Genomic DNA, 11853 nt, shown 5'->3' on the forward strand with positions numbered 1-11853 from the left:
TGCGGGCCCTTCCCGTCGGTTCGGAAAGGGCCGCGCGGGTAAGCCTTATTCGGCGGCCAACAGGGTGGGCTTGGGCGCCGCCTTCCAGGGCGCCTTGGCCATCTTCCAGACAGGCGCGTTGATGGCCATGTCCATGTCGCGGGCGAAAATGGCGAAGCCGTCATAGCCGTGGTAGGGCCCGGAATAGTCCCAGGAATGCATCTGGCGGAACGGCACGCCCATTTTCTGGAAGACGTACTTTTCCTTGATGCCCGACCCCACCAGGTCCGGCTGGATGCGCTCCACGAATTTCTCGAACTCGTAGCCCGTCACGTCGTCGTAGATCAGCGTGCCGTCCTTCACGTAATGCTGGGCCGTGCGCTGATAATCGTCGTTGTGGCCGAACTCATAGCCCGTGCCGACCACCTCCATGCCCAGATCCTCATAGGCGCCGATGACGTGGCGGGGGCGCAGGCCGCCCACGAACAGCATCACCGTCTTGCCTTCCAGGCGCGGCCGGTATTTGGCGATGACGGCGTCCATCAGCGCCTGGTATTTGGCGATGACCCGTTCCGCCCCCTCCTTGATCTTGTCGTCGAAGTAGCTGGCGATGCGGCGCAGGGATTCGGCGATCTTGCTGGGGCCGAAGAAATTGTATTCGCACCAAGGAATTCCGTACTTCTCTTCCATGTGGCGCGAGATGTAGTTCATCGACCGGTAGCAGTGCAGGACGTTCAGCTTGGCCTTGGGCGTGGCCTCCAGCTCCGCCAAGGTGCCGTCACCCGACCACTGGGCGATGACGCGCAGGCCCATCTCTTCCAACAGGATGCGGGAGGACCAGGCGTCGCCGCCGATGTTGTAGTCACCGATGATGGCGACATCGTAGGGGGTGGCCTCGAACCCTGACGGGGCGTTGGGGTTGGCCTTGTCAAAGACCCAGTCCCGGATGGCGTCGTTGGCCACATGATGGCCCAGCGACTGCGACACGCCGCGGAAGCCTTCGCACCGAACCGGCACGATGGTCTTGCCGCCGTATTCCTTGGACTTGGCCTTGGACACCGCCTCGATGTCGTCGCCGATCAGGCCGATGGGGCATTCCGACTGGACGCTGATGCCGTTGTTCAGCGGGAACAGCTCCTGGATTTCGTCCATGATCTTGGCCAGCTTCTTGTCGCCGCCGAAGACGATGTCCTTTTCCTGGAAATCGGACGTGAACTGCATGGTCACGAAGGTGTCGATGCCCGTCGTGCCGATGTAGTAGTTACGCCGCGCGGCCCAGGAATACTGGCCGCAGCCCACGGGCCCATGGCTGATGTGGATCATGTCCTTGATCGGGCCCCAGACCACGCCCTTGGACCCGGCGTAGGCGCAGCCGCGGATGGTCATGACGCCCGGGATGGACTTCAGGTTGGACTTCACGCCGCAGTCGGACTTCCCGGCCTCATGCACATTCAGGTGCTTGGCGCGCCGCTTGGCGGTCTTCTCCGGGTAAACAGCCAAGACCTCGTTGATCAGTTCCTTGTTGCGAGCCTTGATCTCCGCAACGCTTTCGGTTTCTGAAACGCTCATTTCATCGTCCTCGTTCTACCCGGGATGGCCGGTACCGGCGCCCGGCCCGGATGCGGGGGCCGGACGCCGACGGCGGAAGCGGTGTGCGGTCAGGCGATGGCCAGCTCGGCCGCGGACTTGCCGACGATGGACTCGTCCACCTTCTTCATGATGCCGTGCTCCATCAGCATGTCCTCCAGCTCGTCCATGGTGATGGGCGTGGGGATGATGCCCTTGCCGGCGTTGTTGTGGATGCGCTTGGCCAGGTTGCGGTAGTGGTTGGCCTGCTCGCTTTCCGGCGCGTACTCCAGCACCGTCATGCGGCGCAGTTCGGCGTGCTGCACGATGTTGTCGCGGGGCACGAAGTAGATCAGCTGGGTCCCCAGCTTCTTGGCCAGGGCCTCGGCCAGCTCCAGCTCCTTGTCGGTCTGGCGCTCGTTGCAGACCAGCCCGCCCAGGCGGACGCCGCCGGACATGGCGTACTTCAGGATGCCCTTGGAGATGTTGTTGGCCGCGTACATGGCCATCATCTCGCCGGACATGACGATGTAGATTTCCTGCGCCTTGTTCTCGCGGATGGGCATGGCGAAGCCGCCGCACACCACGTCGCCCAGCACGTCGTAGGAGACGTAGTCGATGTCGTCATAGGCGCCGTTCTCCTCCAGGAAGTTGATGGAGGTGATGACGCCACGGCCGGCGCAACCCACGCCCGGCTCCGGACCGCCGGATTCCACGCAGCGGATGTCGCGGTAGCCGATCTTCATGACCTCTTCCAGTTCGAGGTCCTCGACGCTGCCGGCGGCGGCGGCCAGGCTGAGGATGGTGTCCTGCGCCTTGGCGTGCAGGATCAGGCGGGTGGAATCCGCCTTGGGATCGCAGCCGACGATCAGGATGCGGTGGCCCATCTCGGCCAGGGCCGCCAGGGTGTTCTGGGAGGTGGTGGACTTGCCGATGCCACCCTTACCGTAAAAAGCGATTTGTCGCAGAGCCGACATTCAGGGTCTCCTTGAACCGATTGTTATGCCGATTGCCAATGCCCCAGGGCCGGGGCGTTCCTCGTTCGCAGAACTGGCTCGCGGTTTTCGGGAAGGAGCACATCGCTCGACAGCGCGTAGGCGTGCACTCAGCCCTCACTAGCCGACCGGTCTTTCAGCAACCGGTGTGCCAAGTGGATGAAATATGATAATGCATTGATTTATATTGAAATTTATTCCGAGCTCGGCATCCGACAAAGATGTGCCGAACCCGACAGCCGATGTCCGGCTGTCGCAAACGGGACAAGGCCTGGACATCGGCCGCCCTCATCGGAATGGTGGGAAACAGCGTTTCACGGGAGCACGGCCCATCCGGAACGGAAATTGCTGGGACGATGCCAATGCCCGAACCGGGCAGCTCCCATCGAAAGGGCATGCCATGCAGATCGGTGTCGAAACCGCCAAGGCCGTGGACCAGAGGCGGGTTTTCGTCGTGGATCCGGACGAGATCACGCGCGCGGCCCTGCAGTTCATGCTGCACGACGAGATCGAGACCCATGAACTGGCCACGCCGGAGGAGGCTTATGCCAAGGGCGTGGGTTGGCTGCGACCGGATGTGGTGCTGCTGGGCGTGTCGCTGCTGGCCGACCGGGGCGTCGGCTTGGTGGGGGATATTCTGCGGACCTTTCCCGGCGTGCGCGTGCTGATCGTCTGCACCAAAACGGAGGAGGCGCTGGCGCTGGCGGGCCTCCGCGCCGGCGCCCATGGGGCGCTGCTGAAACCCCTCACCTTGGCGGAGGTGCGCCGCAAGGTCGACACGGTGCTGGGCCGCGCCGGCGGCCAGGCGCTGGTCCAGCTGGGCGGCGGCGTCCTGGGACGGCCGGCATGAGTTTGATCGTCTTCTATGAAAAGCCGGGCTGCCAGACCAACGCCCGGCAGCGTGGCGCCTTGCAGGCGGCGGGACACACCGTGGTGGTGCGCGACCTGCTGAACCAGCCCTGGACGGCGGACCGCCTGCGCGGCTTCTTCGGCGATGCGCCCGTGGCCGATTGGTTCAACCCGGCGGCGCGCGCGGTGAAGGCCGGTGCCATCGCCCCCACCGCCCTGGATGCGGACGCCGCGCTGGCCCACATGTTGGCCGACCCGCTGTTGATCCGCCGTCCGCTGGCGGAGGTGGACGGCCGGCGCAGCGCGGGGTTCGATGCCTTGTGCCGGAACCTGAGCCTGGCCCTGGACGGCGACGCCCGGCTTACCGGCTGCGCACATCCGGACGGGCATCCGCCCTGCCCCACGCCAACCACCGCCCGCGACTGACCGTTGCCGGCGCCCGCGTCCCGCCCATCCCTGGAACACATGGCCCGGAATGCCCGCGATGACATCCCCCTTCCCGTCCAGCCCGTCTTCGTCCAGTGACCGCCGCGCCCGATACGCGGTCATCCTCGGCACCAATGAGATCGCGTCCGCCGTGGCGGTACGGCTGCACCAGCAGGGCTACGGCGTCGTCATGTCCCATGACCCGCTGCCGCCCGTCATCCGCCGCAAGATGGCCTTTCACGACGCGCTGTTCGACGACCCCGTCGTCCTGGCCGGGGTCACCGCCCAGCGGGCGGACAGCGGCGTGGCCGTCGTGGGCGGCCTGCGGCGCCGCGACGGCGTGGTCATCACCGACCTGGGCCTGCTGGACCTGATGGTCATACGCGCGCTGGACGTGCTGATCGACGCCCGGCTGCAAAAATACCAGTCGACGCCCGACCTGCGGCGCCTGGCACAGTTCACCATCGGCCTGGGCCCGGGCTTCACCGCCGGCCAGAATTGCGATTTCGCCATCGAGACCAAGCCCCGCAAGGAAGGCGCCCTGGTCCGCCGGGGCGCCACGGAACCGGCCGACCGCGTCGTCCGCCGCCTGGGCGACCGGGGAGCGGAACGCTTCGTCTATTCGACCAGCCCCGGCCGGTGGCACACGGCGATGGAAATCGGCTCGCGGGTCTTCAAGGATTACATCGTGGGCTACCTGGCCGGTGACCCGGTGGCCGCCCCCATCGACGGCATCCTGCGGGGCGTGGTGCGCGACGGCATGGAGGTGCCGGCCGGCGTAAAACTGCTGGAGGTGGACCCCCGCGTGCGCGGCGCGGTGTGGAGCGGCATCGAGGACCGGGCCCAAACCATAGCCCGGGCCGTCGATGAAGCGCTGACCCTGCGCGACAGCCAATCGGTCCTGCGGCCGACGTTCTGGACCACCCCCGGATCGGACGGCCGCTAAAGCCCCAATGCCAAGGCCATCAGCGTTTCATGCCGTCCAGGATGGCAGAAATGGGTTGGCAAGGGAACGCCAAGCACAAACTGCGTGAATCATTGGCATTTTCGCGACATTTCGCGCGAAAAGCACCGACTCCCGCCGCTTCCCCTCACTCCCACTCGATTGTTCGGGTCCATATTAACCATTTGAATTCATTGCAGAAAATATTTTTGTGCTCAGATACTACCGGCTCATGGTCCGTCAGAAACCTACACTGCTGATATCATTGAGGAATTTCCACCGATCTCCGTAAGCCATCGATCGACTACTATTGGCTCCTTGCACGCCATTCCACCCCTCACACTCGAACCCAGATCGCGGCTAAAAGTACCGTCAGCCTCGGCAGAATCCGGCACCTACGCGCACGCGCAGGGCCAGGAGGCGTGTGCACGCCCCGCGACTTCTTGGACCTCGCCAAGCGCCCGGCTATCGATCAGGCCGCCTCTCGCCTCGCGAACAACGGCAAGCTGACCCCTCTTGGCACGGGGCCTGTACGATCTGCCCAGGCTCCATCCGAGGCTCGGGCCACTTTTCCCGGCCCGGATCACAGAGGCGCTCACCATCCAACGATCAAGCGGGCAAGCCGGTCAACCTCGACCATGTCCAGGCCCGAACCCGCCGTTTCCTTGGTCTCGATCAGGACATCTCCCCCGGCCTGTTCATCGATCGGCCGAATGCCTGCCGCCAGGTAGCCCGCGCGTTTGATCTGCCATCGTGCCGCATATTGCGGGTCCGACAGCATGCCGAGATGCTCCCAATAATATGTGACCCCAGAGTCCTCATCGACGATCGTGAAATCAGGCCAGCGGGTCTTGCCGTCGAGCTGCAGGGGTTGCTCGTAGACGTAGCCGACGCCCATGCCGTTCAATTTTTCTGCGATGGCCAATTCCGATTTGGACCGAACGAACTCGCCCCGGCTCGTGCGATGCATAAGATGTTTGTCGAGAAACCGTGGACCTGAGACCGTCTTCACCTCGACCGGCCCAGGCGCCTCGAAGAGATCCGTCATTCGCCGTGCTATCTCGGAGGCCGACGGATCCGAGTATTGCCGCAACGCGCCGATGTCATCTTCGTGGAGGAGGATCAGCTCTTCCTGATGTCGCGTGATCGCTGTGTAGAGCAGCTCTCGCGACAAGGGCCGGCAATTGCGCGGCAGCACAACGAACGTGCGATCGAATTGACTGCCCTGTGTTTTGTGAACCGTGAGCGCATAGGCGAGTTCGAGCTCTGGAGTTCCCTCCTCGCCCGAGAACTCGCTCGCATAGTAGGTGAATTTCACGCCGGGCTGACTGGCGAACTCGACTTCGAGGTCGCGTGGGCGATACTTCATTTTTCCCGTCTTGTAGCCCCCGACGACGATTCCGATGTCACCGTTCGCGACGTAAGCCCGTTCCTGTCGCGGGTAAGTGCGACGCCGGCCGTTGTTGCGAAGGTTGATCACCTTGTCGCCCCACAGCACGCCTTGAGGACCGGCAGGCTTAGGATATTTTGCATATGGGGTGAGCGCACGGTCGCGTACCTTGTCCCGGAACCGACGCTGGATCGCGAGATTGATCGCTTCCACACCGGGGGGGCCCGCCCGGACTGGTGAAAGGATCTGCCAGTCGTGAGCTGCCTCGGCAGCGCCGCCTTCGGCTTCGCCGGCGCGCCGTGCCCAAAAAAGCACGTGTCCTTCCCATTCGCTTCCGCCTAGGCTCAGCTCGAAGCCGCGCTGATCAGCGCGGTCGGCAAGCGCAAGACCCCGTACAATTTCGTCGGTGAGGCGCGGTTCCAGCTCGCTGGGGAAAGCCCAATGGGCGGTCCGCACGTGCGACAGCGTGCCGGACCTTAGCGCCTCCCACACTTCGTCTGCGCCGGCATCCAGGGGCTCGCCGCTGAACTGCCGAGCCAGCAGCACGTCGCCGCGGTCTGTCCCACGCTGGCGGCCGATGATGGTGAGCTCGGCATATCCTGGGGCCACCTTCGGAAACTGAGGTATATCCTCTGAAGGCGCGAGTTTCCGACAGATGTCCACGAACGGTCTGCCGGCGCCAATGGGCGGAAGCTGGCGAGGATCACCAACCAAAATCAAGCGATCAACGCCCTCAATCGCGTCGATCAGTGCCGAAAGCTGGTCCTCGGTAAGCATCGAACATTCATCGACGATGACCGACCGATACCCCTTCTCGCGCGGCGCTTCTGGATTACGGAAGTACCGTCCGCTCGCCCCGTCATACCGCTCATAGCGCTGTAGAAACTGAGCCAGTGTCTGGCCCTCGCCAAGACGTTCGGTCGCTTCCTCTAAGCGGACGCGCGCTTTCCCGGTCGGCGCCAGCAGAAGGACCCCGCCCGAACCGATCTCTGGAAGGTCGCAAAGGACCTTCAGGAGGGTCGTCTTGCCGGAACCCGCTGGACCGATAAGGACGGAGAATCGTCCGCATGCGAGTTGCTCAAGTGCGCCCGATTTCTCCCGTCGCGCCAGTTCCTCGACCTCGGCCTCAGGCCCGGTTCCCATCGGAGGCAGCACCGCATCGACGAGCGCGCGCCATTTATGGACGATCGCGTGGCGCTTGCCACCGACGCGTTTGCGGACCGCGTTCGTGATCGCAGTGCGCGACGCTCCATAACGCCGAAGCTTCAGCGCGATTTCGCCGTCGGAGGTTCGCGCACTTTCCAACGTGGACGCGAGGTAGTCCGCCACCATATCGATCACGTCTTCGTCCACCATGCAGCGTGGGTCGAGCGGCGCTTCGATCGCTCGGCTAACGATCCAGCCCCGCGGGAGAAGCGTGTGCCCCTCGTTCTGGACAGCATGCTCCAACATGTCGGTGATCAGCGCGCGAACTCGACGCTTGTCGATCCCGTCGGTCATCGCCGCTTGAGCGGGAAGCGGCGCGACCTCGCGAATAACATCGGCCGGGAATACGCCACGATCGACGATGCCAAAGGCTATCCTTTGGGCCGCCGTCTCGTCCCGCTCATAGAGAAGGTACGGATTGGCCAAGATGTCGGCGTCGCTCGTCGCCTCGGTGAAGACGCTACGCTGAGTAGCCTGATAGGCTCGGAGTGCTTGGTCGGCGGTCAGGCTACAGCGCGCGACCAGATCGAGCAGTTGGCGGCGTGGCGGCGCGAGGCTCTTCCATTTCTCGCGATAAGTCGAACCGAAGCCGAGCTTCTCGGCCTGCGGACATGCTGAGGGCTTCTTCACGATGTGGTCGATAAACGCGAAGGCGTCGAACACCTCGCCTTCACGACTCCCCACACGCACGATCTCGTGCGCGAGCAGCGATCCATGCTCCAGACCGAAAGCGCTCAGAGCACTTCCGAGTCCCGGATGAACGCCTCGCGCCTTCCACAGACGCGCAATCTCACGATCGATCCACGCGAGAGAGCCAGAAACGTCGGTTTCAACGACCTTCGCCGTCGCTCGCAAAGCCGCGGCGCAAGCAAGCAGCGACGCTATGGCGCCGTCATGGCCGAGATGCTCTGCGCCGTATGAGAACGCGTCGAACTGATCATCAGGCGCGAAGGCCACGCAATCTTCAACGGGCACGCTTGCATCTGCCTGTGCAGCGGCAAGCACGTCATAATAAGGCATGAGGAAGCCATCGTCACCGCCGGGGCGAAGCGAATGGCGGACACATCGCTCCCAGAGCACGCCCTTAAGGTCACCAGGCGAGTCATAGGCGTATTCGGTATGCCCGCCGATGCCGTTGACCCTGGCAACACCGACGATGACACGGTTTGCGCTTTCCGAGAGCGGCGTCTTCTTCGCATAGAAAAAACAGAGTGACGTCTTCGGCTGGAGGGCCCCGAAGAACGTGTCCAGCATGATGAGCTGGTTTGTCTTGTCCTGAACCCAGCCAGTTTCAAACGACAGGTCCGGCTCGCGCTCGGGATCGTAGGCTAGCCGCAACGCTGTTGCCTTGCCGAGCTCACCCTCGCTCCCGTCGCCCTCAATGTTTGATTTCAACATCCATCCGAAGGGAATGCATGCTGCGGAATAGGCTTCGATCCGCAGCTTCGTCTCGCCGAAATGGCCGTGCGTCGTAGGGCTCGAAAGCTTGTAGGGGTGCTGCTTGGTCAGAACGAGGTCGTGGTCGCACATAAAGCCGACGCGCTCATCGACACATGGCGGTAGCTCCGCCGGTCCGAGCTCATCGAACAACCTTCCCGCTAAAGCATCCTGATCTTCACGTTTTGCCGACGCGATGCGTCCGAGGACCAGACATGAAGTGTTCGCCGACGGTGCGGTGCAGACACGCCCATTCCAGCCACCATCATGCCAAGGCACACGTATCGTTATGTGCTGCCACGGCAGCTGTCCGGCACCGGCGATCATCTCTTCCCCTTAATAAGCATCGCCGCACGACCTTGCGGAAGCTTCGATCGATACTGGCCATTTTATCGCTCGTTAGATCCCGAGGACTACAGCTCGGAATTCTCAAATCAAAAGAACTGCCCACCGTAGGTGGGATCGCAAACTGCGTAGCCAGCCATAATACCCTGATTCACCCAGCAGACCTTTCGACAGCAGTTTGGACACACCTCATCCCCCTGCGCTAAGGACGTTTTCGATCCACGGGTGATCTGGAGAACGCTGCCCCTGCAGCAAGAAGTGCATTTCGCCGCTGAAGGGGGCTTTCATCTTGATCATACGATGTATCTCCACAAAGAGCTGTTTAAAGCGTCGTGTGGTTTTCAAATCTGTCTCATCGATCTCCAGAAATGCTTTTTTTGCCTCGCGCACCTTTTCGAGAAGCTGGCCAGCAATGGTATGGCGCCGTTTGCATGTGGGTTCATAGTCGAGATGATATACTTCGATTGACTGCTCTACACGCCGGACGGCGGCGGGCTCGGAGCTGGTAGCACATGGCTTTCCGTTCTCACGTTTGCATCCGAGCAGAAGCCAGTCATCTGGGTCACATGGATCGAGAATCGCCGGGGTTTCGGCATCTACAGTAGCAATCAAATCGTCGTAGTCGATCACTGCCGGATCAACGGCGTATACTCGCGCGCCCTCATCAACGAGGGGAAAGCGATCAGCTTTGCCACCAGCAGTCCCATTCTCGATATCCACCCTTCGACTATTACAGAACGTACATGCAAAACGAAAATTCCGGCTCTCAAAACTCAACCAGCGATAACCGTTATGCTCCTGAAGAGCGTCCGCTACTCTCCCTTTGGGGCGGAAATGATCAACCGCATTATCCGACCGATCGACGGGTGTTTCGCAGAACCAGCACTTGTCGTGAAGTAACGCGCCCAAGCGCTTCTTAGTGTCCCGCCATAAATCATCGTGGTCAGCAATACTGGCGCCGTTCTCAATGACGTCTCGACAGGCTGCTTCCGCCAACGCCGGCCAACCGTCATCCAAACGCAGATCACCGATGTCAACATATCTCACGCTATGTCGCCCCCATCTTCCTCGAGTGTAGATATGAGACGGCGAGCAAGATCTTCGCGCTCTTCCAAGGTCATATCGACGACCCTGCGCGCCAAGACTTCCACATCTTTTGTCTTGAATTTCCTCTCCAGCTCTTGATTTCGAATTCGGAGGTACCGCGAGTATTCGTCATCCGGAAAGAAGAACCGGAAGCCAAGTTGGTCTAGGCGCGCATTGACAGCATCTAGCTCGGTCGCTTCATCTGGAGTTAGTTCGTCACGAGACGCGAGATGCCGCTGTCGCTCCAGATCAAGCTGCGTCGTTTCGTCGAGCTGCGAGGCTATTCCGAACATATTGCTCGTCACAATCGAGGCGTATCCCATCCCCCGCGGATGCTCGTCTGGAAACGACACCACGACTTTGCGACGTCCGGCTTCAATCCTGGTCTGAAGAATTTGGACTTGCTGCAACGACAGCTCAGCAATCGCGATCGGATTGTGCGTCGTCATTATCACGTGGCTTGTTTCTTGGTCACTAGCTGTGTTGCCAATGAACTGGCGAAGAAATTCCAGGTATTTCACGCTCCATTTAGGGTTGAGGTGCGTATCAGGCTCGTCCAGCAATATCAGGCTTTCTTCTTCTGCAGTAAAACGAAGAAGACCCAGCACCGTTAAAAGCTGCTGCTCCCCCTCGCTTAATTCGCGGAAGGTAACGGTCCCGTCGCCATTGTCGACCTTGATCTTTATCCGCACTTCCTCAACCAACTGAGAGACATAGGTGCTCTCGAGGTCGCGGAAAAAATGCGCTGGAGGCTGATCACCGACCAGCCGGCGCAACGCTGCGATGTCCTTTATGTATAAATATTTGAATTCTAGCCGCGTTTTGTTCCAGAGTGATGTATTGACCCGCCGTTGCACATTGATTGGCGCAAGTGCAACCTCTTGAAGTCTATCTAGGAAGCTGCTGACGACGCCGCGGGCGCCCCAAAACCGAGCATCACCGTCTCGGTGGGGAGGCCACGGCGGCTGCCGCAACACGAAGAGAACCGACTCGAAGCCGTGCTCTGGATCGATACCCAGATGATCACGTAGTAGGCTTTCGGCGGCAGGCGATCCTCCAATAAGAAAGGCAAGAAGAACGAATTGGCTATGCACCGGAAGAGCATAAAATAACCGCTTAAGCCCAGGGTCTCGCCCTTTCCGCAACTGCTCATCGTACCATTGGAGATAGGGAGCAAAAATTTCCCCCATCCGGGGACTCTCGCCAGAGTAGTAGCTAAAGACATAACGCGGTAGATTTGAATCGTCCTTGAGGAATGTCCCAATCCTCATGCGCTTTGGAGACATTTCCGACGCCCCCTCTGCGATAGGGATAAACGTCACGACGATGTTAAACGGCTCTTTTTCATCAGGATCATGCGATATAGTGACTGATCGGTGGAGATCGCCCCTTCCGATTCGATACTTCAGAACAAAAGCAAAATCGATCTTTGGAGAGCGCCGTGTGTCTATTAACTCGCGAAATATCACTGCCAAAGCTTCAAGCACGTTCGACTTTCCCGTGCCATTCCAGCCGATAACGACTGTAACCCAGTCGTCCTGATCAAAGTCGATGGTAACGTCCTTCAGGTTCTTGAACCTGTGCGTGGCGCTATCTTTCGGAGATCCAATCGTGAGCTTATCTACGCGCAT

The 11853-nt window shown here is 61.0% G+C and carries 8 protein-coding genes; 3 read left to right on the plus strand and 5 right to left on the minus strand.

What is annotated here, in order from left to right:
* Positions 1–45: 45 nt before the first annotated feature.
* The gene (nifD, locus tag UAJ10_RS19695) at positions 46–1548 is read right to left on the minus strand and encodes a nitrogenase molybdenum-iron protein alpha chain (RefSeq protein WP_322916915.1); all 1503 of its coding nucleotides are present in this window, start codon (positions 1546–1548) and stop codon (positions 46–48) included.
* Positions 1549–1637: 89 nt separating this feature from the next.
* Positions 1638–2522 carry a nitrogenase iron protein gene (gene nifH, locus UAJ10_RS19700; RefSeq protein WP_044559158.1) on the minus strand — a complete coding sequence of 295 codons (885 nt, stop codon included), beginning with the start codon at positions 2520–2522 and terminating at the stop codon, positions 1638–1640.
* A gap of 418 nt (positions 2523–2940) precedes the next feature.
* Here nifH and UAJ10_RS19705 point away from each other — a divergent pair, with 418 nt between their 5' ends.
* Genes UAJ10_RS19705 through UAJ10_RS19715 form a run of 3 tightly spaced genes read left to right on the plus strand, consistent with a single transcriptional unit; the run spans position 2941 to position 4761 of the window.
* Positions 2941–3390 carry a response regulator gene (locus UAJ10_RS19705; RefSeq protein WP_322916918.1) on the plus strand — a complete coding sequence of 150 codons (450 nt, stop codon included), beginning with the start codon at positions 2941–2943 and terminating at the stop codon, positions 3388–3390.
* Positions 3387–3815 carry an ArsC/Spx/MgsR family protein gene (locus UAJ10_RS19710; protein ID WP_322916920.1) on the plus strand — a complete coding sequence of 143 codons (429 nt, stop codon included), beginning with the start codon at positions 3387–3389 and terminating at the stop codon, positions 3813–3815. Before UAJ10_RS19705 ends, UAJ10_RS19710 begins: the two co-directional genes overlap by 4 nt.
* Positions 3816–3873: 58 nt before the next feature.
* Complete coding sequence (locus UAJ10_RS19715; RefSeq protein ID WP_322916922.1) at positions 3874–4761, plus strand: hypothetical protein; 888 nt, start codon at positions 3874–3876, stop codon at positions 4759–4761.
* Positions 4762–5353: 592 nt separating this feature from the next.
* Here the strand turns inward: UAJ10_RS19715 and UAJ10_RS19720 are convergent.
* The 3 genes from UAJ10_RS19720 to UAJ10_RS19730 all read right to left on the minus strand — a co-directional run bounded on the left by UAJ10_RS19720 (position 5354) and on the right by UAJ10_RS19730 (position 11853).
* Complete coding sequence (locus tag UAJ10_RS19720) at positions 5354–9118, minus strand: ATP-dependent DNA helicase (RefSeq protein ID WP_322916923.1); 3765 nt, start codon at positions 9116–9118, stop codon at positions 5354–5356.
* 207 nt (positions 9119–9325) lie between these two features.
* Positions 9326–10183 carry a hypothetical protein gene (locus UAJ10_RS19725; protein ID WP_322916924.1) on the minus strand — a complete coding sequence of 286 codons (858 nt, stop codon included), beginning with the start codon at positions 10181–10183 and terminating at the stop codon, positions 9326–9328.
* Positions 10180–11853: an AAA family ATPase gene (locus UAJ10_RS19730; protein ID WP_322916925.1), complete on the minus strand. Its 1674-nt coding sequence runs from the start codon at positions 11851–11853 to the stop codon at positions 10180–10182. Before UAJ10_RS19730 ends, UAJ10_RS19725 begins: the two co-directional genes overlap by 4 nt.

The organism is Nitrospirillum guaranorum (assembly GCF_034653275.1).
Taxonomy (GTDB): Bacteria; Pseudomonadota; Alphaproteobacteria; order Azospirillales; family Azospirillaceae; genus Nitrospirillum.

Excerpts from the sequence above, each read along its gene's own strand:
- nifD (WP_322916915.1), bottom strand. The coding sequence starts at position 1,548 with ATGAGCGTTTCAGAAACCGAAAGCGTTGCGGAGATCAAGGCTCGCAAC.
- nifH (WP_044559158.1), bottom strand. The coding sequence starts at position 2,522 with ATGTCGGCTCTGCGACAAATCGCTTTTTACGGTAAGGGTGGCATCGGC.
- UAJ10_RS19705 (WP_322916918.1), top strand. The coding sequence starts at position 2,941 with ATGCAGATCGGTGTCGAAACCGCCAAGGCCGTGGACCAGAGGCGGGTT.
- UAJ10_RS19710 (WP_322916920.1), top strand. The coding sequence starts at position 3,387 with ATGAGTTTGATCGTCTTCTATGAAAAGCCGGGCTGCCAGACCAACGCC.
- UAJ10_RS19715 (WP_322916922.1), top strand. The coding sequence starts at position 3,874 with ATGACATCCCCCTTCCCGTCCAGCCCGTCTTCGTCCAGTGACCGCCGC.
- UAJ10_RS19720 (WP_322916923.1), bottom strand. The coding sequence starts at position 9,118 with ATGATCGCCGGTGCCGGACAGCTGCCGTGGCAGCACATAACGATACGT.
- UAJ10_RS19730 (WP_322916925.1), bottom strand. The coding sequence starts at position 11,853 with ATGCGCGTAGATAAGCTCACGATTGGATCTCCGAAAGATAGCGCCACG.